Source organism: Treponema sp. R80B11-R83G3, assembly GCF_054786115.1.
On the sequence record NZ_BDHF01000006.1, the window covers coordinates 17715 to 44463 of the forward strand.

Below are 26749 nucleotides of genomic sequence, written 5' to 3' on the forward strand. Positions count from 1 at the left end.
ACTATTTATCAGCGACACTTGCCACCCTTTGGATGGTTTTCTTTTTTGGTGACAAGCACTCGGCATGTACAACACTTGCTCTAAAATTGAAAGCGAAGTCCTGCAAAAACTTTGTCATTCTTTGCCGAATAACCAAAATTAACATGTTGCAATAAATTCAATACAGGGTTAGAAGTTATTCTGTCATTTAACTCACCCTGCATTGAGGTCAATCTTATACCATCATCGGGGGTATCTGTTTCAGCAACATCAGCAATAAGTAATATCAAACTAAGTGTACAGACAACAAGACCAACAACTCCAATAACGATCCATGTAGTTGCTTCTTCCTCAACATCATCGTCCGCCCATGCAACCATATTGAATAGCATAATAAAGATAAGAAAAAACGCGATTTTCTTTGTCATACAAACTCCTTATGTATTAAAATTGGAAACGAAATCCTGCAAAGACCTTGTCATTCTTTGCCGAATAACCAAAATTAACGTGTTGCAATAAATTCAATACAGGGCTAGAAGTTATTCTGTCATTTAACTCACTTTGCATTGAAGACAATCTTATACCATCATCTGGAGCATCAGCTTCAGCATATGACGGAAATGCAATAGCGATAATTATAGCTATAAAAAGCAATCCTCCCACTATTCCCCATAATATACCTTCGGTTTCTTCGCTTAGCCCACCATCTTCTGCCTCTGCCCATACAACCATATTGGAGAGCAGAACTAAGATAAGTACAAAAGCAATTTTCTTTGACATAAAAAATCTCCTCCGTGTTTAATGTCCACCGACATTTATTAACAAGCCCATACGGGTTGTTTTTCTGAAAGGGGCAAAAGCGGTAGCAGATACTATTGCGCCCTCACATTGCCCACTATTCTCTTTATACTATATTAACAGCGATATTGTCAACGATTTTAACAAATAATAAATAGCAAATATTGTCTTGTTATGCAAGAAGTTTATTTCCCCTATCATATACTTATATTTATGCAGAAGAAGCCCACGGAAATACGGGTAACACTTGCCTCGAACATTAGGAAAAGGCGCAAATTACTTGGCCTATCACAAGAAGCACTGGCGGAAATGGCGGGAATTTCCTCAACAATGGTCAGAGATATAGAAACCTGCCGTACATGGATTAGCGACACCACCATAACCAACCTCGCCACTGCCTTGAAAACAGACATTTTTTGCTTTTTTATGGCAGAAGATCCCAATGAGAGTGTAAATAACCAGACGGTATTTCTTGAATTAACCAGAGCCCTCAAAAAAATCAGGAAAGGGTTCGATTATTCCGCTGAAAGCGTCCTAAAAATATGGCGGGAGAAAGCAAAAACGCCCCAAAAGCCATAGCAAAGTGTCTGTTATCTCAAAATTGAAATGTCGAAGGTGTGAACCACTAAATAAAGAGAGAGAATCACTAATCACATTGTAAATGAAGGTAATGCCGTTCTTGGGAAATACTAATAGCGCTAGAAGATGTATGCCGAATAAATACTTGAGTGCAGTCAGGGCAGGCAGCGTGTGGTAAAAACATTTTCTGTGGGTTCCCTGCAGGAGAGACTTTGGAATAAAACAAAGAAAAATCAGAAAATAATGTCCGATATTAGGCTTTACATTATTTCCGGTTTTTGGTATATTCTTGGTATCTGCCAAAAACGGCGGATGCCAAAAAATGCGGCGTTTAAAGCCGTTTATTTACGCCCCACAAGGGCTTTTTTAAGGAAGGATAATATGTCACGGACTTGTGATATTTGCGGAAAACATACAGTAACCGGCAATAAAGTGAGCCATGCCAAAAACCGCACCCGCAGGACATGGAAACCCAATCTTGTAAACGTAAAGACCGAAATAGGCGGCACTACGACAAAACTTAAAGTCTGCACAAGGTGCCTAAAAAGCGACTATATCACTAAAAAAGTCTAGTCCTGTCCCATGGCGGATCCCGAACTGGTACAAACGCTGGATTATATCCTCAATAAAAGTGACGCTGTTTCTATTGAAGTGCTGGCGGAAGCGGTTGTCCGCAGACGCCGCGATTTAATGGTTTTTAACACGGTTGGTGATATACCCGATCCGCAAAGAATGTCTAAGGAAATTACTGAAAAAATTAACGCCGGAATCGGCGGCGGCATTGAGACTATGAATAAATCCGTTCAGGAAATGATTTTAAAAATATTGAAAGAACACGCCCCCGAACTTAACGACAAGCAGAGAAACGAATTATGTAAGGCATGGATGCCGGACGGAGTCGGAAAAAACAGCCCTGCCAGCGCACTACCGCCAGACGTAATCCTTTCCATGATCGAACAATTTGTCTCTTTCTCTCACGGCGAAATGAAAGAATCAGTAGATAAAAGCCTCCGCGATGAAATGGGCGCATGGCCGGAGCGTTACTGGAACAGCTTCCCCCCCGTAGTACGGCAGATAATTACAGACTACCTAAAAGATAAAACAACAGAAAAAGAATTTAAAAGTAAAATTTGCATCGCATTGGGTCTTTAAAATATTTTCCCCAACCAATTCAATGGCTGTTTAAAAAATCCCCATCCAATGGCAATTTACAAAATTTTTTCCCTATCCCCCAATGGCGGTTTACGACGTTCTGCCGAAGGCAGAATGTAGGGCGTCTGCGCCGCCAGGCGCAAAAGACGCCCGTAAACCGCTACGTTAAGCGACGTTTTAATGTCGCTTAACGTGTGAATAAACGCCGTTTTAATGGCGTTTATTCACTAATACTTGAACTCACTCCCCCCGATAAACTCGCGCAGAATACTCGTCCCCGGCACATACTGGGGCGGGATTGGGATAAAGTTTTCAAGAAAGGCAAGCAGTCTTACCGCTTCGGCGTATTCTGTCATACCCGGTTTAATTACGCGCAACAGCGGGTCAGCGTAGTATTTTAAAACTGAAAGCTCGTAATCAAGCGCGGTATTAAAAGCGGTGTCAGAAGTGTCTTGGAACGGGAAAATATGCTTGCGTTCCCCCGCCTGGACTTTTGGCCACATCTTAATCGTGCCTGCCGCCTGCATCCCCCTGAATTGGGAATCGCGCACCATGCGCCTTAAAAGCCTGTTGTCGCTTGTTGGAATGCGGTTATGATCGTCAAGATTTAACTGCGTTAGCGCTGACACGTAAACTTTATACTTTGTTTTTCTATCGATACTATAGGTGAGCGCTTCATTAAGACCGTGAATGCCTTCGACAATTAAAACATTATTACTTCCAAGCCTTATTTTTCTGCCGCCGCCTTCCCTGCGGCTGCCAATTTTAAAATCGTAAACGGGAAGCGTTACTTCCTCTCCCCTGTAGAGCGACTGCAATTGCTCGTTAAAAAACGGAACGTCCAGGGCTTCCAAACATTCGTAATCAGGCTCGCCTTTTTCATCCTTTGGCGCTTCCTTAGTCCCTCTATAATAATCGTCAAGACTGATGGCGATTGGCTTTAAACCGGAGACCATAAGCTCAATCTCCAGCCGCTTCGCGCTTGTCGTTTTTCCTGAACTGGAAGGGCCGGCAATTAAAATCATTTTTATATTTTCCCGTTCTTTGCAAATAAGGCGGGCAATATCACCTAACATTCTTTCCTGATGGGCTTCCGCTATTCTGATATACTCCTGAAAATTCCTGTTTGCGATGCGGGCGTTCAGTTCCCCTACTACGCGCACTCCGATAATCTTGCCCCATTTTTTATAATCGCTGTAAACCTGAAAAAGCTGAGGCTCATCGACAAATGGGTCGATTGTATCTCCCTTGCCGATGCCGGGGAAGCGCAACAAAAAACCGTCCTGATACGGCATAAGCTCAAAAGCGCTAAGAAGGCCAGTATGCGAAAGAAGCGGCTGCACATAAATATCCATATAACCCTTACACTCGTTTACCTTAATAAGCGGGGAGCTTCTATGATCAAGTAGAAGAACCGTATCGGTTTGGTTATTTTCTTTGAATAACTGCAAGGCTTCTTCATAGGAAAGATATTTAAACGTTATCGGAAGATTTTCTTTTATAATATTGCGCATTTCATCGGCGAGGGCTTTAACGTCGTTTTCATTTGGTTTTTCGCCTGAGCTTAACGTATAGTAATAACTGTTTCCAAGCGAATGTCCGACATACACGCCGGCCTTTGGAAATATTTTCCGCGCCGCAATAGCAAGAACAAAAGAAAGAGTGCGGCGATAAACCATAACTCCTTCGGAAGAGTACATAAGGACAGGCTCAACCGCCGCGTTCACAAGTAAAGAAGTTCCAAGAGGGCGTAATTCGTTATTTTCCTTGACTGCCGCAATTTTCTCCGGCGGAATGTCAAAATGCTCAATAAGGGTTAAAGCGATTGTGCCGTAAGGGCAGGTTACCGTTTTACCGGTATTGATAAACCTAATTTGTACGTTATTCATGGGAGCATTATATCATAAAAGAATACATATTAATAGCGGATAAGTTTTTAGGCTAATAAGGGGGATTTTTACTATAAAATGGGCAGTTTTAACCATAAATACATTCAATTTATTATTAAATTATTTGCATTTATCCATTGCAATTTTCTCCGAAAAATGATAAAATATTCTTAATGAGTGAAAAACTCGCCCTGTTAAACAAACAATCCTCATATAATCTGCTTATGCAAAAGTCCTTTAAAACTAAAACAATAAATATCCCCCCCCCCCCCCGTTAAACACAACAACTACACAAATAAAACAATATCGCTTTTTCCACGCAACATTAACATTATCCTCGGAAAAACGCCGTCCATTTTTTATGGATGGCTTTTTTATACACATCAAAGAAAAAGGAGTTTTCTATGAAGAACAAGTTATGGATTATTGCCCTTGTTACGGCAATATTATTCTGCTTTATCGCCTGCGATAACGGAAACAATGGCGGAGATTCTGAACTGACAGGAACTGTCACTATCAGCCCAACCGGAAATGTTACCACCGGAACTGAGCTATCCGCAACCTACAGCGGGACAGAAACGGTAAGTTACCAGTGGAAAAAAGACGGAAGCAATGTCGGAACAGCTTCAACGACAAAACCTAACACGTTTACGCCGACTCAAGCGGGAAGCTACACAGTAACAGTGAGCGCGACTGGTTACAAAAGCAAGACCAGCGCAGCCGTTAACGTTACCGGCGCGTCTATTCCCGAATTACCGGGCAACGTTACGATAAGCCCATCTACCGATGTTACCACCGGTACGGAACTATCAGCAACCTACAGCGGGACAGAAACGGTAAGCTACCAGTGGAAAAAAGACGGAAACAATGTCGGAACAGCTTCAACGACAAAACCTAACACGTTTACGCCGACTCAGGCGGGAAGCTACACCGTAACAGTGAGCGCGGAAGGCTACAGCAGCAAGACCAGTGCCGCCGTTGCCGTTACAGTCCCTCCCGTTTCCGTACTAATCGGTACGCCAACTATTACCGGAACCCTTTTTGACGGCGATACTCTAACGGCGAATACCACCGGACTTAACGGAAGCGGAACCTATTCCTACGAATGGAAACGTGGAGATACTGCGGATGCCGTGAACACGGCCATAACCGATGCAAACGAGGAAACGTACACGCTGACATTGGCGGATATTGATAAGTACATCGCCGTAACTATAACCAATTCCGGCAATCAAGGCAGCGTAACCAGCGCGGCGGTAGGTCCTGTAATAGACGCGTCCGCCGAAATAACTGCCATCGGCGCAGATCTCGCAGCAAAGCTGTCATGGCTTAAAACCAATACGCAGAGCAACCGTTCATACCTCGTTACAGTGGACAAGAATGAAAGCCTTGATGGAGCTACCGACTCCAGCACCACCAGAGATAATCGCCTTTCCTATACCGGAAAGAACAATATCACCATAAGGCTTACGGGAACAGGAGGAATAAAGACCATTAGCCTCAAAACGTTTGCGGGCTCGCTCTTTTTGGTGGAAAGCGGTGTTACGCTTATACTGGACAGGGACATCACTCTGCAAAAAGGCAGCACTGCCAATAGCTTCCCTCTGGTTAAAGTAAATTCAGGCGGCATTCTAGAGATGAAAGATGGAGCAAAAATAACCGGTAATACCATTGCCGGCAGTGCGTCGTCCTACGGCGGCGGGGTGTATATAAACAGTAATGCGACATTCATAATGTCAGGCGGAGAAATCTCCGCCAATAGCGCTGCCACCGGCGGCGGGGTGTTTTTAAACAATAACGCGACATTCACCATGAATGGCGGAAAAATCTCAGGCAATTCCGCTCCCGATTCCAACGGCGGCGGCGGCGGTGGGGTATACATGAACACAAACGTAACCTTCACCATGACTAGCGGAGAAATTACTACTAATGATTCTCCCATGGGCGGCGGGGTGTCTAATGGTCAAGGAATCTTTATAATGGAAGGTGGAAAAATCTCCAGTAATACTGCCCAATTTGGCGGCGGGGTAGCTATGAGCAGTAGCGGAACATTTACCATGAGTGGCGGAGAAATCTCCAGAAATACCGCTTCCGGTTCCAGTTCCGGTGGCGGCGGAGTGTATGTGGGCAGTAACGGCGGAACATTTACCATGACTGACGGAGAAATCTCCGGCAATAACACCGCTTCCGGTTCCGGTGGCGGAGTGTATGTGGGCAGTAGCGGAACATTTACCATGACTGGCGGAAAAATCTCCGGCAATACCGCTTCCGGTTCTCTCGTTTACGGTGGCGGAGTGTATGTGGGGTATTTGAGCACTCCTGGAATCTTCACTAAAACAGGTGGAACCATTACAGGCTATTCCGATGATACGGTAAACGGCAATGTAGTTAAAAACGCATCCAACGTTGTACAGACCGACAGAGGTCACGCGGTGCGTGGGTCAATATCTCTTGGCGTCTCCTACCGCAGGGAAAATACAGCAGGACCGACTGTGAACCTTGATTCAAATAAAAGTGGAGCGCCGGGAGGTTGGGAATAAGAGACTTTTAGTTTATTAATTACAGACAGGCAATGATCACAAAGAAGAGAGAACAATGGATTGTCGTTATAAATCAAACCGTGAGCTTCACGATGGTATAGCGAACAAAACTTCTTTCCTCTTTGTGATCTTATCTTCCTTCGCGTTCTTTGTGTGAAATCCTCGGAATCTTTCTCAAGTTCCCAACAGCTTCTGTATCAATTCCAGTTTTAGGGAACGTAATTTATCGGTAATCGACACTTTGTAAATATGGGGATTCAAAAGCCTTTTATATGTTGAATCAAAACTTTCAAGGTCTGACGCGGCATAAGCTTTAATCTCCGCAAGTGGAGGCTGTTCCGCAGTCAAGACGCCGTTTTCTATACGTTTTTTTAACAGCGCGATCGCGCTTCCTTCGATGGTGTAAACAAAATGGCGGTAATCTGCGGAAGGGTGCCAGAAAGAATAGCGTTGTCCGGTTTTTAAAACGTCATCATTGTCGTCTACACTTAACACGTCCGCTATTGCGGCTCCGTTTTTATCCTTAATCCGCCAAACTTGTTTTATGCCGGGGTTTGTCGTCTTTTCGGGGTTATCTGAAAATTTCATAACCGGGGTAACGTGCGTAACGTGCGTTACGCCTGATTCCCCTCTTAGAGCGGCAAGTTTGTAAACTCCGGTAAAGGCGGCGGCGTTATCGCCGGTAACAAGGCGGGTTCCCACTCCCCAACTGTTCACCGGCGCGCCGTCTTTCACAAGCGTTTCAATTATATTCTCGTCAAGATCGTTGGAGACTGTGATAAAAGCGTTTTTAAGCCCCGCGCCGTCAAGCTGCCGCCTTACTTCGGTTGAAAGATACTGAATGTCTCCCGAATCAAGGCGCACTCCGAAATTTTTTCCTTTGGCGGCAAGTTTTTTTCCTGACTTTATCGCGTTAGGTATCCCGCTTTTTAAAGTGTCATAAGTATCGATTAAAAAAATTGATCTGTCGGGGTACAGCGCGGAGTATGCGTCAAACGCGTCTTCTTCGTTGTTAAATGACATTACCCATGAATGAGCCATAGTCCCCATTACGGGAATTCCGTAAATTTTTCCCGCTAAAGTATTGCTTGTTCCCTGGGCGCCTCCGATGTACGCCGCGCGCGAAGCTGAGATTGCCCCGTCCGGCCCTTGCGCCCTGCGAAGACCGAACTCCATTATCTGCCCTTTTCCCGAAGCGAGCCAGATTCGGCGAGTTTTAGTAGCGATTAAACTTTGAAAATTGATAATATTTAAAATAACGCCTTCAATTATCTGACATTCAATAAGGTTTCCTTCCGTTCTGATTAACGGTTCTTGCGGAAAGACGACCGTTCCCTCGTCCATTGCCCAAAGTGAGCCGTTAAAACGAAAAGTTTTAAGATAATCGGTAAAACCGTTTTCAAATACGCCCAAACTTTTTAGATAGGCAATGTCATCTTCTGAAAAAGAAAAATTAGACAGCTTTTCAAGCAGAGTGCCAAGACCGGCAAAAATAGAGTAACCGCCTGAAAACGGCTGATGACGGAAAAACATCTCAAACACGACTGTTTCATCGCGGTTATTTTTCCAGTAACCTTGAGCCATGGTGAGGGAATAAAAATCAGTGAACAGGGCGGAAGATTCCGTCATAGTACTTTTATTTTAAACTATTAATGATTTCTTTGGAAGAGATGAATTTAACCCCTGCGTTCTTCATTTCCGTTACTGCCTTCTCTACGGAGCCTTCAGGAAAGCCGACTCCGCGCACCGCGTCCTGCGCGACAATAACGTTAAATCCCAAGTTTTTACAATCCATCGCGCTGAAAAACACGCAGTAATCGGTGGCAATGCCGCCCATGACAACCGTTTCTATGCCAAGATCGCGCAGATTACTTTCAAGCTCTGTTTTGGTTTTTCTGTCATTTTCAAAAAACGCCGAATATGAATCAATGTCTTTGTGAAAACCTTTGCGTACAATCAAAGAGACCGGCTTTAAATCAAGCTCTTTGTGAAAATCGGCGCCTTTAGTTTTTTGAACGCAGTGATCCGGCCAGAGAACTTGCCCTTTAACAAGGGGCGTGTCAATAACGTCGCCCGGTTTCTTGCCGTTATGTGACGACGCGAAAGAAATATGCCCCGCAGGGTGCCAGTCTTGGGTGGCGGCAATGCGCCCGCCTTTTTCGGCAAGAGCGCGGGAGATCGCGTTAAGCGGAGCGACAACTTTGTCCCCGTCATTCACCGCCAACGCCCCTCCCGGACAGAAATCATTCTGCACGTCAATAATTAAAAGCAAAGTTTTTAAAACGTCTAAATTCATATTCCCCGCTCCTTTTCCAGCAACTAACCAAAAACTTTTATGGATAGTGGTTAGTAGGTAGTATTATTGTTAATAAACTGATCTTGTTGCCAATACTCTTATCTTACTAACAATAAAAAACTACCCACTGCTCACTGCTAACTGCTCACTATCCACACTACTCCGTAAACACGCCAATTTTGCGGAATTTCTGATACCGTTTTTCAGGCAAGCTTTTAAAGTCTTCCTTTATCAGCTTACTGACGGTTTCCGTAAGGAACGCTTTGATGTTTTTTGCCGTCAAAGCAATGTCTTTCGCGGCTCCCCCTTCCGGCTCCCCAATAATTCTATCACAAACTCCAAAACGTTTCAGGTCTTCGGCGGTAATTTTCATCAGTTCCGCAGCCTCCCTTTCCCTTGAACCGTCTTTCCATAAAATAGAAGCGAACCCTTTGGGCGAGATTACTGAATAAAGGGCGTTTTCAAGCATGGCAAGTTCGTCGCAAACGCCAAGGGCAAGCGCCCCCCCTGAGCCTCCCTCTCCAAGAACGACGGAAATTACAGGAGTTTTAAGAGTCATAAACTCGTGAAGGTTACGCGCAATGGCTTCCCCCTGCCCCCGCTCTTCCGCGCCTACGCCGCAGTAAGCCCCGGGAGTGTCAATAAAACAAATCACGGGGCGTTTAAATTTTTCCGCCTGCTTCGCAAGGCGCAAAGCCTTTCTGTATCCTTCGGGATGAGGCATGGAAAAGTTAATCTTCTGCAAGGTCTCAATATCTTTTGCCCTTACTTGAGAAATTACCGTAACGGGAGTGTCACCTAACAAACAAATCCCGCTTAAAATTGCCGGGTCGTCGCTGAAATAGCGGTCGCCGTGGAACTCGATAAAATCGTTAAAAACAAGCGGAATGTAGTCATGAATAGTAGGGCGGCCAAGATTTTTAAGGAGATCCAGTTTTTGTTGCATATTTAAAGCCATTACTTTCCTCCTTTATAGCCGTGCAATCTGATAATATGAGCGATTTTTTCAGGCATATCTTTGCGGTGGATAACCGCGTCTATGAAACCGTGCTCATAAACAAACTCCGACGTTTGGAACCTGTCGGGCAATACCGCGCCTATGGTATCCTGTATGACGCGTTTTCCCGCGAAACCCAGAGTAACTCCCGGCTCGGCGATAATAATGTCACCTAACATAGCGAAGGATGCGGTAACGCCGCCCGTGGTCGGGTCAGTAATTACGGAAATGTAAAGCCCGCCCGCTTCCGTGTGCCTCGCAACCGCGCCTGATGTTTTTGCCATCTGCATAAGGGAGATAATCCCCTCCTGCATACGCGCCCCGCCAGACGCAGAAAAAATAACCACGGGCAGTTTATTCGCCGAAGCGTATTCAACCGCCCTTGTAATTTTTTCGCCCACGACGCTGCCCATGCTTGCCATCATAAAACGGCTGTCCATTATGCCGATGACGCAAGGGTACCCTTTTATGGTACAACGCCCTGTAACGACGGCTTCGCCTGTTTCGCATTTTTTCTGCAATTCTTTAATTTTCTCTTCGTAGTCGGGAAATTCAATCGGATTACCCGATTTCATCCCCGAATCGAACTCGTTAAAACTCCCCTTATCCGCGGTAATGCTCAGCCTTTGCTGCCAAGTCAGTCTGGAATGATTACCGCATTTATCGCAGACCCCAAGAGGGTCGGATATAGGGGCTTGACATTGGGAACATATTAAATCAACCATGTTAGGAGCTTAGACAAAATTTAAAAAAATGTCAAGATGATTTTTAATAATACGTTAAAAATAGCCTTGACATGATAAAAAATAACAAATAAACTCTGTTTTGTTGATAAAAACGATTTTTTTGCCGTCTTAGCTCAGCTGGCAGAGCACTTGACTTGTAATCATGAGGTCTCCGGTTCGATTCCGGAAGACGGCTTTTTTTTCAATGAGCAATGAATAATGAGCAATGAAAAATGAGCAATGAGCAATGAGCAGTGAGCAATTTCGTTGTTTGCGAGAGCTGCCTCTTGGCAAGCCGCTATGCTTGTTAATTGTTAATTGTTAATTGCTAATTGTTAATTGTTAATTGCTAATTTAAGTTCAAGAGCGTCATTACCGTCTAGCTCAAAGAGGGCGGTTTTTTCCATGCAGGAAACTTCATACGCGCCTTTAAAGCCTTCCAGTTTTACATTGCCGTTTTCGTCGGTGCGCCCGTCTTTTACGGTGCGCCATTCGTTTTCTATTTTGTCGCGTAACGCATTGTACGCCAGTTTTTCGCTGTTGTCGGTGCGAAGGAAGCCTGCGGGCGCGTGGAGCCATGCGTCATCTGAGCCTGACCATGTGGTAATCGCCTGCACTTTGGGATGAGAGAAAAGTATCTCGTACATTTCGATAATTTCGCGCGTTTGCCGCGCCTCTCCTTCGGGGGTAGTAGGCCATTCCTTCACCTGCCAATCGTTCAAATCAACTATGTGCGGGGGCATTATCTCACCTGAAATTATAGTGTTTTCAGTAAAATGCAGGGGCAGACCGAAACGGGAAAAACGCTCAAGCACATCGTGTATCTTCTCCGCGCCCCAATAGCCCTGGTGCTGGTGCGACTGTATGCCGATTACGTCAATCGGGATACTCGCTTGCAGGCACTTATCTATCAAAATTTCATAATCAAGGGAAGTATCAAAATCGTTTAACAACAATACCGAGTTGGGATTCGCTCTCTTTGCCGCCTCGAAAACTTCCTTTACTATCCTCACCTGTCCGTATTCTTTGCATATTCGCGTAATGGCGTTGTCGTATTTGTCAAAAATCGGCATAATGACGACCTCGTTAATCACGTCCCATATATCGATCAATCCGGCAAAGGCCGATACGTCGCGCTCGATTCTCGCTATTACTTTTATTAATATTTCCGCGTTGGAATAATTCATAAGCCACGGGGCGCAGACAGTATGCCAGCACAGGGGATGCCCCTTCACGGTTATGTTCCTCTGCGCGAACCAACGCGCTCCAGCTTTCAAGCGCCTCTCGTCGGGCTTGCCTTCCTGCGGCTCATAACGTCCTAGGTAGAACGGCATTGTCGCGTAATTGTTAATGGTAAAAAGTTTGTTAAGTTTTTCCTCTAAAAACGCCGCGCGTTTTTCATCTATCGCGCCGCCGTCAGGGTTGCCGCCTGCAAGTTCCACGGCTTCAAAACCGCCGACTCCGAATAAAAATTTGTGGCTTTTTTGCTCTATTTTTACATCCCTATTCGCCGCAGGCTGTCCGTCTTCTGTAACAATCCGCATATTAACACAAGCCTTGCGATGATTAAGATTCGGCTCCATATTTCCTCCTGTTGGCTACCAACACTCCATTGCAGATTTAAAAGCGTTTTGTGAAGCGTTAATTATCTTTTCGTCAACACAGTAGGCAAAACGTAGCCAACCGCTTTTGCCAAAACTGCTTCCCGGCACTCCAAGAATAAGGTATTTTTTAAGGTGTTCGACAAACGCTTTATCATCTGTTTCCAGTCTTCCCGTTTTGCTCTTGGGGACTTTGCAGAAAAGATAGAACGCCCCCTGAGGCATTGAGTACTCAATACCGGCGTTATTTAAAACTTTTACAAAAGCGTCCCGCCTTTTCTCGTAAATGGAAACGTCTATTCGCGCTTCCGTAAGGGCGCCTACTAATCTTTGCATTAAAGCGGGGGCGTTTACATAACCCAGTATCCTTGTAGCGTAAATTAAACCGTTTAAAAGATCGTCCTTGCCGCTTGCGCTTGGACTTACCGCGATAAAACCGATACGCTCGCCGGGAAGAGACAGGCTTTTTGAATAGGAGCTGACCACAATGGACTCGCTATAACAGCTTAAAACAGGCGGAACTTCTACGTTATACGCAATTTCACGGTAGGGTTCGTCTGAAACAAGGTATGGAAAACGTCCGGTCTTTTTTCCATGTTCAGTAAGAAGCGAGGAAAGCGCGGCAAGGACGGAAGCGGAATAAACCTTTCCACTAGGATTGTTAGGTGAATTTATAAGGATAGCGGCGGCTTTTTCGTTTAACGCCGCGCCAATCGCGGTAATGTCCAAATTAAAATCGTCAAGAGAGTCAACTTCTACAAGTTTCGCGCCGTGGTTACTGGCATAGGCGCGGTACTCCATAAAATAAGGACGCGATACGATAATTTCATCGCCGGGGTTACAGATTGTCTTGAAGACCGCGTTAAGCCCCCCTGCTGCTCCCACCGCCATAATTATATGGGAACCGTCTATTTTAACATTCTGCTCTTTGCAAACTTTTTTCGCCAGCGCTTCCCTGACTTTTGGGTAACCGGCATTTGGCATATACCCATGTGAGCCTTTCTCGTCTTCCTGAGCCATTTTTACAAGAGCTTCATGAAAAGCGGCAGGCGGGTCAATATCGGGGTTTCCAAGTGAAAAATCGAAAACCTTGTCTTGCCCATGCTGTTTTTTTAACTGTATGCCTTCTTCAAACATTTTGCGTATCATCGATGATGAGGCAAGCGCGTCTTTAATATTTGCAGAAATAGCCATTTTATTCTCCTTATAAATAAAAACTAATCTGTTAAACCAACGTTCTTGCCGTACGTAAAATGTCGGCGAATACTCCCGTTGCGGTAACTTGAGCGCCCGCTCCAGGCCCCTTAATAACCATCGGGAGTTTTGAATAACGGTTTGTCGTAATAACGACAATATTATCGCTGTCAACTAACGAGCGGAACGGGCTTCCCTCCCCTTCGGCGCGGAAAGAAATCTTCGCTTTTCCTTCTTCTATTACGGCGATATAGCGCAGTTGTTTGCCCTCAGCGGCGGCCTGAGCGCGCCGTTTTTCATAATCAGCGTCCGTTTTTTCCAGTTCAGTGAAAAAAGCGCCGATGTCTTTCGCGTTAAAGCAGGCGGGCGGCAGGATAGGATCAATTTTTACGTTCTTAAACTCAATGTTAAGGCCGCATTCCCTGGCGAGGATTAAAACTTTTCGCGCCGCGTCCATCGCGTTAAGGTCGTCTCTTGGATCCGGCTCAGTGTAGCCTTTCTCTTTCGCCTCACGCACAAGGGCGGAAAAAGGCTTTGAACCGTCAAAATTATTGAAAATGTAGCTTAACGTTCCCGATAACACCGCTTCAATTTTTATTACCTTATCACCGGCTAGGAAAAGATCGCGTAATGGAGAAATAACAGGGAGTCCCGCCCCTACCGTACATTCATAAAGGTAGGGAATTCCCCTTTCCCTTGAATACGAAGTAAGCCGCTTGTAATAGTCCAGGGAACCGGAGTTGGCTTTTTTATTTGGCGTAACAATGGGTATGGAATAGTGAAGAATTTTTTCGTACAAAGAGGCGATGTCTTCGCTTGCGGTGCAATCGCAGAAGCACGAATTGGGAAGATTGAAAGACGCCATTTTTTCGATAAATTCAGTCGCGCCCTTTATATTCGGCTCAATTGTTTGAGTGCCTTCCACTTTGCCTTTGGTAGTGAGCATTTTCCTTGTTTGTTTTGGATCAAGCCCGTCAAGGGAAAAGATCATTTTGTCGTAATCGGCGGCTCCAATTAAATTAATTTTGAGCATATTGTCAGCTAACTTTTCGCGGTTGTCGGCGATCTGCTCCAATAATGTGCCGCCAATAAGGCCGGTGCCAATCAGGAACAAATTGACCGAGCGCTGATGGGCGAAAAAGAAAGCGTTGTGAATGGCGTTAAGCGCCTTGCCTTCGTCAGCCGCTGATATGACCGCAGAAATATTTAACTCCGATGATCCTTGCGCTATTGCTACAATATTAATTCCGTTTCTGCCAAGCGCGTGGAAGAATTTCCCAGAGATACCCGAAGTGTTCTTCATTGCCGAACCTACAACGGCGATTATTGAAAGGTATTTTTCTATAATCGGGTTTTCAATGGAAAAACTACGGATTTCATTAACGAACTCTTCTTTTAACGCAGCGTCTGCCTTCTGTATGTCTTCCGGCAAAACCGCAAAACAAATTGAGTATTCGCTGGAACTCTGCGTGATCAGCATAACGTTGATTCCCTTTCTTGCGAGAGAGCCGAATAGGCGGGCGGAAAAACCCGCAACGCCAACCATGCCGGTGCCTTGAATTCTTATAAGCGCGACTTGATTTATAGAGCTAATCCCGCGAATAGAGTATTTTCCGGGGGCGGCTTTTGCGGTTATTTTTGTGCCGCTTCCCTTTGGATTAAAAGTGTTGCGAATATAAATGGGAATGTTTTTTTCAAGCGCCGGTTTGACAGACGGCGGAAAAATTACCCTAGCGCCAAAGTGGGAAATTTCTATCGCTTCGTTATATGAAATTTCATCTATGAGGAACGCGTTCTTAACTTGCTCAGGATCGGCTGTTAACATTCCGTCAACGTCGGTCCATATTTCTAATTTTTTTGCTCCTAGAGCGGCGGCAAAAACGGCGGCGCTTAAATCGGAACCGTCACGCCCGACTGTAGTCGTATATCCGTCCGCCGTAGAACCGATGAACCCGGTTACAACCTGCAACGTTTTCTTTACATCTTTAAAATAAGCCTTGATATTTTCTTCAGTTTCCTTTTTTAAAACTTCCGCTTTGCCGTAATTAGAGTTTGTTTTTACAAGGTCACGCGCGTCTAAAAACGACGCTTTAATATTATTCGCCGTAAAAATAGACGCGATAAGATTCGCGCTGAGCCTCTCTCCAAAACTCATAATTAAATCCTGACTGCGCAAAGATAACTCTCCCAACAGCGTAATTCCGTCAAGAATCTGCGACAGCAGGGTTATATTATCTTCTATAACTTTAACCGCGTTCTTGCGCTCCGCTGCCTTTAAAAAATGCGCGGCGCAGTCTTTATGGCGAGCGCAGAGGTCATCCAACTGCTTCTTGCACGACTCTCCGCTAACAGCTGCATTTGCCATTTTAATAAGCGCGTCTGTCACGCCAGAAAACGCGGAAACTATCACCGCGCTCACGTTTCCCGCGTATTCTTTGTCATTTAAGATTCCGATAATTTGCTCAATCCCCTTTGGGCTTCCAACGGACGAGCCTCCAAATTTTAACACCAACATAATTTTACTCCCATTGAATAATACTAAATTTTTTTATATTTTTACAATAGCAGTCATGGCAAAAGTTGAATCAGGTTTAAAAAGAGTTTATCTTGATTGGGCGGCCTCATCCCCTTATTCAAAGAGCGATATTTCCGTTCCGTTTGGAAACCCTTCGTCCCATCACCGCGAAGGCCGATACGCGAAGCAAGCTCTTGAAGACGCAAGAAAGCGGTGCGCGGCTGTTTTAAACGTGCCGCCTGAAACTCTGTACTTTACGTCCGGCGGAACCGAGTCCAACAGCATCGCGCTTTTTTCCAATTTGACTCGTCAGGGAAAAGGAAGGGTGATTTCATCCCTTGCGGAACATTCTTCCGTAAGGGAGGGAATGGAAACTTTGGACAGGATAGGAAAAATGACAGGCTCTATTAGCGTTGATTCTACGGGAATGGTGACGGCGGAAACTTTTACAAAAGCGCTAGATAAATACGGCGACGTTCGTTTCGCGGCTATTATGTCGGTAAACAATGAGACGGGGACAGTAACAGATTTTGCTTCTTTAAGGGAAGCGCTTCAAAAAAGAAAAGAATCCGCGCCCATACATTTTCACTGCGATCTTGTGCAGGCGATTGGAAAAATACCGGTTGACATTTCAAATTGGGAAATTGATTCCGCTTCAATAAGCGCCCATAAAATTTCAGGGCCACGCGGGATTGGACTTTTATATCTGAAAAAACCTTTGGATGCGTTTTACACGGGAGGCGGCCAGGAAAAAGGGATAAGAGGCGGAACTGAAAATACTCAGGGAGCGATTGAACTGGCGGATTGCCTTGCGCGGTACGCGGACGCGCAGAGTATGCAGATTGAATATGTGCGGGCAAAAGCCCGATGGAAAAAACTGATGACATCTCTTTCTGCAATGGAACGCTGTACCTTCATCCCCTCCTGCCGCTCCCCTGAAGACGACAGATTTTCTCCCTACATATTACAAACCGCTTTCAAAGACATACCCGGCGAAGTTATGGCCCGCGCCCTTGACGATTTAGGTTTCGCGGTTTCAACAGGATCGGCCTGCTCGTCATCATCTCCCGAACGCCCCGTCCTTGCCGCAATGGGCGTTGAAGAAAATCTGAGGATCGAAGGAATACGCGTCTCACAGGGGTACGCCACTACGGACGAAGAGATCGATCTTTTTCTTGAAGCTGTTGCGGAGGTGTTAAAATTTCTGTAAGCAATTGGCTTTTAAAACCGGCGGAACGTTCCCGTAAAGGCGATAACAAAAAAAGTTTTGAAGGAGCGTTAAAACACAACATAAAACAACTGCTATCCGAAGCGGGCGGCATAAAATTAAGATTCACTGCCGGCCGTTATTACATTCAAGCGCCGGAAGAAAAATCACAGGAGATAGAAAACGTTCTTTCCCATTTAATTGGAATTTCAGGCTGGGCAAAAATTACCACTTGCGAAAAAACTCCCGCCGCCGTTCTTGCCGCCTGCGTTGAAGAGGGAAAAAAACTCTTTCAGAGAGGGGTAAAAACTTTTAAGATTGACGCGCGAAGGACGGATAAAAGTTTTCCTTTTACTTCTTACGAGTTATGCTGTAACGCGGGCGCTGCGGTTACAAACGCGTTTAACGATATGAAAGTTGATATTCACGCGCCCGATGACATTATAAAAATTGAAATCCGCGAAAAAGCGTTAATTTACTCAGGCGGCAAAAAAGGATTGGGCGGCCTGCCTGTAGGAACCGCAGGAAGGGGAATGTTATTGTTATCGGGTGGAATTGATTCCCCTGTCGCCGGTTTTATGATGTCTGCGCGTGGAATGACTATAGACGCGATTCATTTTCACTCATACCCTTACACTTCTCTGGAAGCAAAACAAAAAGTTATCGATCTCGCAAAAATAACAGGCGCGTATTGCATGGGGATCAATCTCTATATTTTAAATTTTACCAAAGCGCAGATGAGAATAAAAGAACGCGCCCCCGTTCAATGGACTACTATTTTGTTACGCATGGCGATGATGGAAGCCGCGCAAAAAGCCGCGCAAAAAACAAAATGCAAATGCCTTATTACGGGCGAAAGTTTGTCACAGGTCGCGAGTCAGACGATAGAAAATTTAACATGCACTCAAAGCAGGATAAAACTTCCCGTTATTCGCCCTTTGATTGGTTTCAGCAAGGAAGAGATTATAAAAAAAGCAAGACAAATCGGCACCTTTGAAATTTCAATACAGCCCTATCAGGACTGCTGTACCCTATTCAGCCCCCCGCACCCGGTGCTGCACGGCGATGTTACGGAGGCGAATGCGTTATACGAAAAGCTGGAACTTGAAGAGCTAATTGATGAGGCGCTTGATAATTATGAATTGATCAAATAATTTTTTTTACCACGAACCAAGAAGGATTTGAGTTTAGCACTGATAAGCGGGTAAGAAGAGAGCAGAAAATTTAGGGGTTTTTGTCCGTATCTTATCGTAATGTCCACGCATATCTTTCGTACAAGAACCCCTGATCCATTCAGCTATCTACTACGCGCATTTCTGTAGTAAATCTCATCGCTCTCTTAGTCCGCTTCTTGTTCGTGTGGTTCGTGGTAATATTCTTCTATAATAGAAACGAAACATCTATTCCCGAATAGTCGTTAGCTATAGTAAGAGAATCAAAAACTTGAGAAATTTGCCCGCGATGATGGGTGTTGTGAACGACAAGCTGGCTCAGCATGAATGACAACGGCACTGACGCGGGATTTCCCCCGTACCATTCAATTTTAACGGGCAGGTTAAGATCAGATTCGCTTAATGCTTCGGTCATACCAACATAAGCAGAGTCAATTGTATTGAGTACGGAGCCCAGTTCTTTCCACTGCGTGGCGCTTAACGCCCCTTCCGGCGGTTTTGGAAGCGCTTCTATCGCGGAAATTGCCTTTAACGCAGCCGCGTTGCCAGTTAAAGAGGCTTTATACATTCCCAGAAAAAACTGCGTTCCGCCAATAATATGGCGTAATAGCCCAGAAAGGCTCCCATAAAAACTTCCCCTGTCTTTTTCACGCTCTTCATTGTCCATTTCGTCCATAAGTCCAAAAATAGTCTTGTTAGCAGCCTGATTGTATTTGGCGTATATTTTCGCTTCTATCATATATTTCTCCTTTTGTAGATGATAACATATAATCATTTGTTTTTGAAGACATTTATTCGAAAGATTTCACACCAAGGAATGATAAAAAGAAAACAAGGGGAATATGATATAACCTGAAGAAGAGGAATCGACAGGGGAAGGCTACTTGTTTTTAATGACTTTGCGTAAAAAAAAATTTAGCGACTCAACCGCGTTAGTCGTATAAATTGCCTGCGAATCGAAGGTTCGACGGATTATCAGGCGGGTATTTGAAAAACTCGCTCAGGTCATTCCAGTGCCGCAGCCATGACTGGTAAATCATCGGGTATTTGTCATTCCATGGTTTTTAATCTGTAGCCCTTCGTTTTCCGCTATCCAAAGCCCTAAAACTTCCTTTTTCCCTTCAAAATTGACCCCTAAAGTTACATAAACGCTCTTATTGCAGCTTTTCCCGTCCTCGCGGCTTTTTACCCGCAGGGCGTCCAAATACATTCGGACTTTAGTCCGCTTTCTCCTCTGGTATTTCTACTATTTTATGGCCATTTACACAATTTTTAAGATAGGCTTGTATTTTCTCTTACTTTGTGCTCTTTGTGAGAATCTTCATTGGTCTTTCTCTTTGTACATAATTGGCGGTTGTCCCGGGTATTGCCGCCATTTGATAACTTCTTCTACTGACGGCACTTTGTAAATTTTTACGTTGTTTTTAAGCAAATCGGCTTCGGCTTCTTTGGGGATGCCGTCATCGGTGAAAACTCCTGTTACTTTATCAAGGGTAATAAGGTTATACGCGCCGCGGCGGTTAAATTTCGCAGATTCAGTAAGCATATAAATATTCTTTGGGCGCTCGGCTAGTTTTTGGGCCGTTTCAACGCGAAGATGATCCCTTCCCGTGAATCCCTGACCTGAAATAAAACCGTCGGCGCCCAAAAAAAATTTGTCTATGAAAAAAGTTTCGCAACTGTTTGTTGTTAGCTTTCCAACTAAAACTTGCGATTCCGGTTGAAAATATCCGCCAAGAAGGATTAGTTTAATATTTTGCATTTTACAAACATAGTTGGCAATGAAAATAGAATTTGTAACGATTGTAACGTTTTTTCTGGCAAGGGCAAGCTCTTCGGCAAATAACGCGCAACAAGAGCCTGATTCAAGCAAAATTGTTTCGCTTTCATCTACTATTTCCGCAGCGGCTTTGGCAATTCTTCGCTTGATTGAATGGTTAAACGCCATCCGTTTGCTGGTATCGTCCGCGCCTTCCAGACTGGCGTAGCCGTGGGTCTTGCGAATAATGCCGCGTTTTTCAAGGTTATCCAAATCTTTACGCAGAGTTACATTAGATACGTCAAGCAATTCGGCAAGCAGGGAAATCTTTACAGTCTTGTTAGCTGCTAAAAAATCCAGTATCTTAACAGTCCTGTCCATTATTAATCCCTTTTTGGAACTTCTAAAAACTGAAATTTTTAGAGATTGCCATAACTATAATTCCAAAGATTTGCTTTCTATCTTTACATGAACATATTTGGCAAATTCTTCAATCTCCATCGCCGCAAGCTGTTTCCCGTCACGCAAACGAATCGATACCGTACCTTCGTCCATTTCGCGCTGTCCTACGACAAGCATATAAGGAATTTTTCGCGTTTGACAACTGCGGATTTTCGCGTTCATGCGCTCATCGCCTAACTCTGCCGTTATGCGCAAATCGCGCGATTTTAGGGAAGCGGCTGTAATTTTAGCGTAATCGTTAAACACTTCCGATACGGGAATAACAGCGGCCTGCTCAGGCGCGATCCAAACGGGGAAAGCTCCGCCAAAGTGCTCAATAAGCACGCCGAAAAATCTTTCTATGCTGCCAAATAGGGCGCGGTGTATCATGTACGGGCGTTTGTGCTGGCCGTCAGTATCAACAAAGGTCATGTTAAAGCGTTCCGGTTCGTTAAAATCAAATTGAATAGTGGACATCTGCCATTCGCGGCCAAGGGCGTCTTTAATTTTAATGTCGATCTTGGGGCCGTAAAACGCGCCGCCGCCTTCGTCAATCTCGTAGGGAAGGCCTTCTGCGTTTATCGCGTTACGCAAACTTTCCAAAGCCGCGTCCCATTTGTCCTGTTCGCCGACTGATTCTGCGGGCTTGGTTGCAAGGTACGCCTTAATTTCTTTAAAGCCAAAAACATTCCAAATCATCAAACTGAAACGCAGTACTTCGCGTATCTCGCTTTCCATTTGCTGCGGCGTACAGATGATGTGTGCGTCGTCCTGTGTGAAACCTCTCACGCGAAGAAGCCCGTGCAGAACGCCTGAGCGTTCATAACGGTAAACTGTTCCAAGCTCAGCCCAGCGCAGGGGCAGGTCGCGGTAGGAGTGTCCCTTGTTGTTGTAAATTAAAATGTGGAACGGGCAGTTCATCGGTTTTATAAAATAATCCTGTTTGTCAATTTCCATGGGGCTGTACATATTTCCCTTGTAAAAACCAAGATGCCCCGAAGTTTCCCAAAGCCAGCTTTTTCCGATGTGGGGCGTATAGAGTATCTCATAACCGTTGCGGTAATGTTCCGCCGCCAAAAATCCTCAAGTGCGACTCTCATTCTGCCGCCGTGCGGATGCCAATAGATAAGGCCGGCGCCGGCTTCTTCATGAATAGAAAAAAGATCCATCTCTTTTCCTAAGCGGCGGTGATCCCTCTTTTCAACTTCTTCAAGAAACGCGAGATGCGCTTTTAAATCCTTAGGATTTTCCCACGCTGTTCCATAAATGCGGGTAAGCATGGTGCGATTTTCATCGCCGCGCCAGTAAGCGCCCGCAATGCTTTGCAGTTTGAAAGCTGCGGAATTTATCTCCCTTGTATTGGCGACATGGGGGCCCCGGCATAAATCGCTCCATTGGACTTTGCCGTCCGCATCGCGGTTTTCGTAAATCGAAATATCTTCGCCTTCCGGCAAGTCATTAATTATTTCCGTTTTAAATTCTTCGTCTGCAAAACGCTCAAGCGCGTCTTTTCTGCTTACGGTAACCTTAACAAAATCCTGTCGGCTGTCGATGATTTTTTTCATCTCCGCTTCGACGGCGGAAAGATCATCTGCTGTTATTTGCCGAGGCAGGAGAAAATCATAATAAAAGCCGTTCTCAATCGCGGGACCAATGGCAGTTTTTGTTCCGGGAAAAAGTTTAATTACGGCCTGAGCCATGACGTGGCTTACGGAGTGACGGATTGTCGCTAATTTTTGGTTAATTTCTGGTTTATCTGACATTATTTAAGAATAGCACTTTTACTTGATTACGTCTATATTGATAAATGTTACTAATTTACTTATATTGATTATATTGACTTAGGAGGTAACTATGGCATTATCGGCATTAAATGTTTTATCGGGTATTGCGGCGGCTACGGCCGGGTTGGCGGGGGAAAAAGTATCTAAAGACGGAGCTATTCCCGGGTTGGATTTAGCGGCGATTATCCCTGCCATGTTGGGTAAATCGGGAGGGATTGCCGGAATTGCGGGAGGCGCTCTTGCTGCCGTGGCAAAAACGGGCCTGCTTAACAATTCCAAATTGGGCAATTTGGCAGAACTTGCCGGTTCTTTGTTTTCTTTTGGAAAAGCTGACACGGCAAAAAAAGCCACAGGCGGCATCGCGGGTTTAGCGTCGGCGATTATCGGCAATTCAGGCGGGGGATCTCTTGCTTCAATTGCTACTATGGCTTCAGGGCTTGCAAAATCCGCTAAAAACGAAAAAGAAGTAACCGGCATGGCTTCCGATTTAGGAAAAACTTTGAGCAGCGCGTTTGGGGTTTCATTAAGCGGCGGCGGAACGGCGCTTAAAGCGCTGGATTCGGTTATGGGAAAAGATACTAAAGGCGAACTTTTTAAGGCAGTTCTGAAGGGTCTTGTTTAAACATTCGTTAAGATTTCACACACGTTAATTAAACGCACGGTATAACCGTGTGGATGAATAATGCCGCACAACGTAGCACCAATAAACGCCGCTGTTTAAAATAAAAGCAAGGCTGACTTTAGGCAGCCGTCAGTGCGCAGAGCACAAAGGTACAAAGATCACAAAGAAGAGAATTGAACTTCTTAGTGATCTTTGTGTGAATTCTTCTGGCCTATAACACTTCTTTCTTGAAAGCTTGCGCTAGTTTGAGTATCGCTTTACATTGTTCTTGATTTAGATTTCCTACCAAGCGGATTATTTCCTGCGCTTCACGGCTATAATTTGATTTTTTGCTTCCTAACGCGGCATCTTCGCCAATAACAAGGTATTCAACTGAGACTTTTAATTCACGGGCAATTTTGACGGCGTTCTCTACGGAGGGGATAGTTGCCCGTGTCCCTAGATAACAATCAAGCGATGCTATGGGAATGCCGGTTCGGGCACTTAATTCTTTTACAGTTACCCCTTTATAATTGAGTTCGTTTCTCAAATTTTCCCTGAAGTTATAGCTCATTTAATGGAAAATTATAATGAAATGTCATTAATTATTTATTGACAATATATGATATATCAGACATATTATTGTAATAGTTATTGATATTTCAAAGAAATATAATATTACAATAATGAAATCTGATGGATAACTTTATTATGACATTATTTCGTAATTTGTCATTTATCTGTCATTACATGAGGTATGAAAAATGAAAAAATGTATCGCGGTCATTGTGCTTTTTCTTGTGGCATTATCAATTTTTGGGCAGGCTGAAAAGGCGGTTTCGCTGGATAGGGCCATACAAATCGCCGGCAATAAAATCCGTGACGAGCTTAGGGCTGGATCAAAAATTGTCGTCTATCAGTTTCAATCGCCTAATAACGACATATCAAATTATGTTCTGAAAAAATTGTACAACTATTTGGTGAACACCAAGAAATTTACCGTGCTTGACAGGGCGAGTCCCGAAGTTATAGACGCGGAACTCAAATTTCAGTTTCAGGAAAAAATAGGGATGATAAGCGACGACAGTCTGGCGAGCCTTACCAAAATAATCGGCGCTCAGGCGATTATAACGGGTTCTTTGGAAGATACCCGCCTTGACTACAATTTTTTTATTAAAGCGATTGGCGTTGAAACCAGGGAAGCGTTTGCCTCGGATTCAATTACAGTAAATAAGAACGACAGGAGGATAAAGGCTTTTTCAAAACGGCCTCCCACAGCCGGTGAAAAGTTTGGGACGGGCGCGTTAAATCTTTTGCTCGGCCTTGGTTCGTATATTGAAGGCGACATTTCAGGCGGGCTTACGCTTACCGGAGGTTACGCGGTTACTGCGGGACTTTTCACAGTAGAGGCTCTTGTACTCAACTGGGACAGCCCGGCGGTTGGTATCCCGGGTAGTGTCGGCTTCGGCGTTGCGGGATTAACACTGGTTTACGGTTTCGCGCGCCCTTTCATATACAACCACGCGCCGCGTATTGCAACAGTAATGGACAACGCCCAAATCAAAATTGTTCAAACGTCAGAGGGATATGCCGGAAACCGCGCGAGTTACAGGTTTAGTTATACAATAAAGTTTTAATGAGGTAATATCATGCAAAAACAAACTGCAAGTTTTTTATTAATTATTTTTTGCGTTTCTTTTTTTTCCTGTGAAATGGTCGCCACGCTGTTTCACGGAGAGAAACCGGAAGAGCCGCCGGTTACTTACACGGTGGCTTATGACGCAAACGGTGCGACCGGAATGCCGCCGTCCGAGCAAACGGTGATTGAAGGCACGACGATAACCCTTCCAAATATCGGTGGCATGGCCAGCACTGGGAATACTTTTGTAGGCTGGAGTGAAAGCGCCACAATCGGAGTAGGGACTACTTATTTTGTAGGGGACTCAATCACCATTACGCGGGATATGGTTTTCTACGCGCAGTGGATTTCCAGCTCAACGCAGCGGCATACGATTTCATTTAACGCAAATGGATCTGCCGGCGCTCCTCCTGCGTCAAAAACAGTGTACGGCGGGCTTAATATCATCATCCCCGATCATGGATCACTTGTCTACGCCGGCAAAATGTTCGGCGGCTGGAATACGGAAGCTGACGGGTCGGGAATATTGTTGGGAGCGAATTCATTATATACCGTAAGCGGCAGCCTAATTTTGTACGCCCAGTGGTACGAAAGTACCAATTCCTTCACCGTTACCTTTAACCTCAACGGCGGAAGCGGCGCGGTTCCTTCAGCGCAGACTGTAAGCGCCAATGCCGTTATCACGCTGCCTGCGGGAAGCGGTCTGTCCAAAGACGGCTTTATTTTCGGCGGCTGGAACACCGACGGCGCAGGAACGGGAAGCAATTACAACGGCGGCTCCCAGTATACAGTTACTGGAACAATTACGCTGTTTGCGAAGTGGAACAGTTTCTTTACAGGCATGGCCGACATAAGCGCCTACCTCGCCTCTCAGCAGGGCGGCTTTGCCCCTGAAGAACCTGTCTATTTGCCCGTGCAGATAAATCTGGGAACGATGACCCAAACCGGAAGCGGCTGGCGGCAGTTATTAAACGCCATAGCGTTATCGAGCAGATATGTTGATCTTGACCTTTCAGCTTGTACGATGGCGGGGACGGAGTTTAATCCTGATGTCAATGTGGCGACAGGTAAGGATATGATTGTGTCGATTACGCTGCCTAACAGCATTACTAGCATTTTGGTTGGGGCTTTTGCCAACACCAATCTTACCAGCATAAACATACCCAACAGCGTTATCGCCATTGGACAATACACTTTTTACAACTGCACTGACCTTACAAGCGTAACTATAGGAAACAGCGTTACCAGAGTTCGTACCCCATTACTCCCTATTACCCTGTAGTACTCCCTATTGCTCTAATTCTATACCAGATAAGAAATTATGTCAATACTTATTACTCCCTATTACTCCCTATTACCCCCTGTTACTATTAAAAATTGATGTCATAATTGATAACATATTTAATGATTTCACTTAACGCTTTCATCAAATCGACATTTTATAATATTTGCGCCCTGCCAAAAAACACCCCTAAATATAGCATAATTAAGCCATTAGTGCCGTTACAAACCATTTTTTACTTTTTTTTAACCTTTACCCTCTTAAAACCTCTTATATTTAATAAATGTCGCATAACGCTAAACTAATTTCCCACAAGAAATAGAACCGCCTACGGCGGTAGGGCTGCGCCCTAAGATAAAACGAAAGTAAGAACACCCGACTAAATAAATTAGTTCGCTAATACCCCCTCAATTTTTCGCATACTACCCACCTATCATAGCTCATGAAAGCCTGATAAAAAGCGACCCACCCGCCCGTATGCGAAAAATTGAGGGGGTAATTTATCAGTATCTTTAATAAGGTCAAAAAAAGTAGTTCCGCTTCGCTCCACTACTTTTTTTTTCAAATCATTAAAGCCTGTATCTCGCAAAATGTCGCAT

Annotated in this window: 22 protein-coding genes, 1 tRNA gene and 2 pseudogenes; 10 read left to right on the forward strand and 15 right to left on the reverse strand. The window is 44.7% G+C overall.

Annotated features, from left to right (window positions below):
* Positions 1–80: 80 nt before the first annotated feature.
* Positions 81–407, reverse strand: coding sequence for a hypothetical protein (locus tag ACYVRH_RS01750; RefSeq protein WP_461255209.1), 327 nt, complete (start codon positions 405–407; stop codon positions 81–83).
* A gap of 16 nt (positions 408–423) precedes the next feature.
* Positions 424–759 carry a hypothetical protein gene (locus ACYVRH_RS01755; protein ID WP_461255210.1) on the reverse strand — a complete coding sequence of 112 codons (336 nt, stop codon included), beginning with the start codon at positions 757–759 and terminating at the stop codon, positions 424–426.
* A 231-nt stretch (positions 760–990) separates the two neighbouring features.
* Here ACYVRH_RS01755 and ACYVRH_RS01760 point away from each other — a divergent pair, with 231 nt between their 5' ends.
* The 3 genes from ACYVRH_RS01760 to ACYVRH_RS01770 all read left to right on the forward strand — a co-directional run bounded on the left by ACYVRH_RS01760 (position 991) and on the right by ACYVRH_RS01770 (position 2508).
* Positions 991–1356, forward strand: a complete 366-nt coding sequence (locus ACYVRH_RS01760) for a helix-turn-helix domain-containing protein (protein WP_461255211.1) — start codon at positions 991–993, stop codon at positions 1354–1356.
* 381 nt (positions 1357–1737) lie between these two features.
* Positions 1738–1929, forward strand: a complete 192-nt coding sequence (gene rpmB / locus ACYVRH_RS01765; protein ID WP_461255231.1) for a 50S ribosomal protein L28 — start codon at positions 1738–1740, stop codon at positions 1927–1929.
* Between the two features lie 9 nt (positions 1930–1938).
* Entirely contained in the window at positions 1939–2508 is a 570-nt protein-coding gene (locus ACYVRH_RS01770) for a hypothetical protein (protein WP_461255212.1), read from the forward strand.
* Between the two features lie 227 nt (positions 2509–2735).
* Here the strand turns inward: ACYVRH_RS01770 and ACYVRH_RS01775 are convergent, their stop codons facing one another.
* The gene (locus ACYVRH_RS01775; RefSeq protein ID WP_461255213.1) at positions 2736–4397 is read right to left on the reverse strand and encodes a nucleoside kinase; all 1662 of its coding nucleotides are present in this window, start codon (positions 4395–4397) and stop codon (positions 2736–2738) included.
* Positions 4398–4801: 404 nt separating this feature from the next.
* Here ACYVRH_RS01775 and ACYVRH_RS01780 point away from each other — a divergent pair, with 404 nt between their 5' ends.
* Positions 4802–6937 carry a beta strand repeat-containing protein gene (locus ACYVRH_RS01780; RefSeq protein WP_461255214.1) on the forward strand — a complete coding sequence of 712 codons (2136 nt, stop codon included), beginning with the start codon at positions 4802–4804 and terminating at the stop codon, positions 6935–6937.
* Positions 6938–7111: 174 nt separating this feature from the next.
* On the opposite strand, the gene ACYVRH_RS01785 is transcribed toward ACYVRH_RS01780, so the two are convergent.
* From ACYVRH_RS01785 to accD, 4 genes are all read right to left on the reverse strand, one after another.
* Positions 7112–8566 carry a nicotinate phosphoribosyltransferase gene (locus ACYVRH_RS01785; RefSeq protein WP_461255215.1) on the reverse strand — a complete coding sequence of 485 codons (1455 nt, stop codon included), beginning with the start codon at positions 8564–8566 and terminating at the stop codon, positions 7112–7114.
* Positions 8567–8573: 7 nt separating this feature from the next.
* Complete coding sequence (gene pncA / locus ACYVRH_RS01790; RefSeq protein WP_461255216.1) at positions 8574–9233, reverse strand: bifunctional nicotinamidase/pyrazinamidase; 660 nt, start codon at positions 9231–9233, stop codon at positions 8574–8576.
* Positions 9234–9390: 157 nt separating this feature from the next.
* Positions 9391–10191: an acetyl-CoA carboxylase carboxyltransferase subunit alpha gene (locus tag ACYVRH_RS01795; protein ID WP_461255217.1), complete on the reverse strand. Its 801-nt coding sequence runs from the start codon at positions 10189–10191 to the stop codon at positions 9391–9393.
* The gene (accD, locus tag ACYVRH_RS01800; RefSeq protein ID WP_461255218.1) at positions 10191–10955 is read right to left on the reverse strand and encodes an acetyl-CoA carboxylase, carboxyltransferase subunit beta; all 765 of its coding nucleotides are present in this window, start codon (positions 10953–10955) and stop codon (positions 10191–10193) included. The genes ACYVRH_RS01795 and accD overlap by 1 nt, the downstream gene beginning before the upstream one ends.
* Before the next feature lie 123 nt (positions 10956–11078).
* Between accD and ACYVRH_RS01805 the strand changes: the two genes are divergently transcribed.
* Positions 11079–11151 (forward strand) — tRNA-Thr (locus ACYVRH_RS01805).
* Positions 11152–11290: 139 nt separating this feature from the next.
* On the opposite strand, the gene ACYVRH_RS01810 is transcribed toward ACYVRH_RS01805, so the two are convergent.
* The 3 genes from ACYVRH_RS01810 to thrA are packed head-to-tail and all read right to left on the reverse strand — an operon-like array spanning position 11291 to position 16265.
* On the reverse strand, positions 11291–12538 hold the full coding sequence (locus ACYVRH_RS01810) for an endo-1,4-beta-xylanase (protein ID WP_461255219.1): 1248 nt from the start codon (positions 12536–12538) through the stop codon (positions 11291–11293).
* A 15-nt stretch (positions 12539–12553) separates the two neighbouring features.
* A complete protein-coding gene (locus ACYVRH_RS01815; protein WP_461255220.1) occupies positions 12554–13750 on the reverse strand; it encodes a pyridoxal phosphate-dependent aminotransferase in 1197 nt (398 codons plus the stop codon).
* Positions 13751–13781: 31 nt separating this feature from the next.
* Positions 13782–16265 carry a bifunctional aspartate kinase/homoserine dehydrogenase I gene (thrA, locus tag ACYVRH_RS01820; RefSeq protein ID WP_461255221.1) on the reverse strand — a complete coding sequence of 828 codons (2484 nt, stop codon included), beginning with the start codon at positions 16263–16265 and terminating at the stop codon, positions 13782–13784.
* Between the two features lie 55 nt (positions 16266–16320).
* Here thrA and ACYVRH_RS01825 point away from each other — a divergent pair, with 55 nt between their 5' ends.
* Positions 16321–17475, forward strand: a complete 1155-nt coding sequence (locus ACYVRH_RS01825; RefSeq protein ID WP_461255222.1) for a cysteine desulfurase family protein — start codon at positions 16321–16323, stop codon at positions 17473–17475.
* Complete coding sequence (gene thiI, locus ACYVRH_RS01830; RefSeq protein WP_461255232.1) at positions 17466–18626, forward strand: tRNA uracil 4-sulfurtransferase ThiI; 1161 nt, start codon at positions 17466–17468, stop codon at positions 18624–18626. Before ACYVRH_RS01825 ends, thiI begins: the two co-directional genes overlap by 10 nt.
* Positions 18627–18852: 226 nt before the next feature.
* On the opposite strand, the gene ACYVRH_RS01835 is transcribed toward thiI, so the two are convergent.
* The 4 genes and pseudogenes from ACYVRH_RS01835 to thrS all read right to left on the reverse strand — a co-directional run bounded on the left by ACYVRH_RS01835 (position 18853) and on the right by thrS (position 22607).
* Complete coding sequence (locus tag ACYVRH_RS01835; RefSeq protein ID WP_461255223.1) at positions 18853–19383, reverse strand: DinB family protein; 531 nt, start codon at positions 19381–19383, stop codon at positions 18853–18855.
* 144 nt (positions 19384–19527) lie between these two features.
* Positions 19528–19854, reverse strand: a pseudogene (locus ACYVRH_RS01840) (transposase); the annotation flags it as partial.
* A gap of 111 nt (positions 19855–19965) precedes the next feature.
* Positions 19966–20784 carry a DeoR/GlpR family DNA-binding transcription regulator gene (locus ACYVRH_RS01845; RefSeq protein WP_461255224.1) on the reverse strand — a complete coding sequence of 273 codons (819 nt, stop codon included), beginning with the start codon at positions 20782–20784 and terminating at the stop codon, positions 19966–19968.
* A gap of 54 nt (positions 20785–20838) precedes the next feature.
* A pseudogene (gene thrS / locus ACYVRH_RS01850) lies at positions 20839–22607 on the reverse strand (threonine--tRNA ligase).
* Positions 22608–22698: 91 nt separating this feature from the next.
* Here thrS and ACYVRH_RS01855 point away from each other — a divergent pair.
* A complete protein-coding gene (locus tag ACYVRH_RS01855; protein ID WP_461255225.1) occupies positions 22699–23250 on the forward strand; it encodes a hypothetical protein in 552 nt (183 codons plus the stop codon).
* A gap of 211 nt (positions 23251–23461) precedes the next feature.
* Here the strand turns inward: ACYVRH_RS01855 and ACYVRH_RS01860 are convergent, their stop codons facing one another.
* On the reverse strand, positions 23462–23779 hold the full coding sequence (locus tag ACYVRH_RS01860; protein WP_461255226.1) for a helix-turn-helix domain-containing protein: 318 nt from the start codon (positions 23777–23779) through the stop codon (positions 23462–23464).
* Between the two features lie 214 nt (positions 23780–23993).
* Here ACYVRH_RS01860 and ACYVRH_RS01865 point away from each other — a divergent pair, with 214 nt between their 5' ends.
* On the forward strand, positions 23994–24866 hold the full coding sequence (locus ACYVRH_RS01865; RefSeq protein WP_461255227.1) for a CsgG/HfaB family protein: 873 nt from the start codon (positions 23994–23996) through the stop codon (positions 24864–24866).
* Between the two features lie 12 nt (positions 24867–24878).
* Complete coding sequence (locus ACYVRH_RS01870) at positions 24879–26150, forward strand: InlB B-repeat-containing protein (protein WP_461255228.1); 1272 nt, start codon at positions 24879–24881, stop codon at positions 26148–26150.
* Positions 26151–26749: the final 599 nt, after the last annotated feature.

What these genes read in the sequence shown, in the direction of transcription:
- ACYVRH_RS01750 (WP_461255209.1), bottom strand. Translation starts at nt 407, where the DNA reads ATGACAAAGAAAATCGCGTTTTTTCTTATCTTTATTATGCTATTCAAT.
- ACYVRH_RS01755 (WP_461255210.1), bottom strand. Translation starts at nt 759, where the DNA reads ATGTCAAAGAAAATTGCTTTTGTACTTATCTTAGTTCTGCTCTCCAAT.
- ACYVRH_RS01760 (WP_461255211.1), top strand. Translation starts at nt 991, where the DNA reads ATGCAGAAGAAGCCCACGGAAATACGGGTAACACTTGCCTCGAACATT.
- rpmB (WP_461255231.1), top strand. Translation starts at nt 1,738, where the DNA reads ATGTCACGGACTTGTGATATTTGCGGAAAACATACAGTAACCGGCAAT.
- ACYVRH_RS01770 (WP_461255212.1), top strand. Translation starts at nt 1,939, where the DNA reads ATGGCGGATCCCGAACTGGTACAAACGCTGGATTATATCCTCAATAAA.
- ACYVRH_RS01775 (WP_461255213.1), bottom strand. Translation starts at nt 4,397, where the DNA reads ATGAATAACGTACAAATTAGGTTTATCAATACCGGTAAAACGGTAACC.
- ACYVRH_RS01780 (WP_461255214.1), top strand. Translation starts at nt 4,802, where the DNA reads ATGAAGAACAAGTTATGGATTATTGCCCTTGTTACGGCAATATTATTC.
- ACYVRH_RS01785 (WP_461255215.1), bottom strand. Translation starts at nt 8,566, where the DNA reads ATGACGGAATCTTCCGCCCTGTTCACTGATTTTTATTCCCTCACCATG.
- pncA (WP_461255216.1), bottom strand. Translation starts at nt 9,233, where the DNA reads ATGAATTTAGACGTTTTAAAAACTTTGCTTTTAATTATTGACGTGCAG.
- ACYVRH_RS01795 (WP_461255217.1), bottom strand. Translation starts at nt 10,191, where the DNA reads ATGGCTTTAAATATGCAACAAAAACTGGATCTCCTTAAAAATCTTGGC.
- accD (WP_461255218.1), bottom strand. Translation starts at nt 10,955, where the DNA reads ATGGTTGATTTAATATGTTCCCAATGTCAAGCCCCTATATCCGACCCT.
- ACYVRH_RS01810 (WP_461255219.1), bottom strand. Translation starts at nt 12,538, where the DNA reads ATGGAGCCGAATCTTAATCATCGCAAGGCTTGTGTTAATATGCGGATT.
- ACYVRH_RS01815 (WP_461255220.1), bottom strand. Translation starts at nt 13,750, where the DNA reads ATGGCTATTTCTGCAAATATTAAAGACGCGCTTGCCTCATCATCGATG.
- thrA (WP_461255221.1), bottom strand. Translation starts at nt 16,265, where the DNA reads ATGTTGGTGTTAAAATTTGGAGGCTCGTCCGTTGGAAGCCCAAAGGGG.
- ACYVRH_RS01825 (WP_461255222.1), top strand. Translation starts at nt 16,321, where the DNA reads ATGGCAAAAGTTGAATCAGGTTTAAAAAGAGTTTATCTTGATTGGGCG.
- ACYVRH_RS01835 (WP_461255223.1), bottom strand. Translation starts at nt 19,383, where the DNA reads ATGATAGAAGCGAAAATATACGCCAAATACAATCAGGCTGCTAACAAG.
- ACYVRH_RS01845 (WP_461255224.1), bottom strand. Translation starts at nt 20,784, where the DNA reads ATGGACAGGACTGTTAAGATACTGGATTTTTTAGCAGCTAACAAGACT.
- ACYVRH_RS01855 (WP_461255225.1), top strand. Translation starts at nt 22,699, where the DNA reads ATGGCATTATCGGCATTAAATGTTTTATCGGGTATTGCGGCGGCTACG.
- ACYVRH_RS01865 (WP_461255227.1), top strand. Translation starts at nt 23,994, where the DNA reads ATGAAAAAATGTATCGCGGTCATTGTGCTTTTTCTTGTGGCATTATCA.
- ACYVRH_RS01870 (WP_461255228.1), top strand. Translation starts at nt 24,879, where the DNA reads ATGCAAAAACAAACTGCAAGTTTTTTATTAATTATTTTTTGCGTTTCT.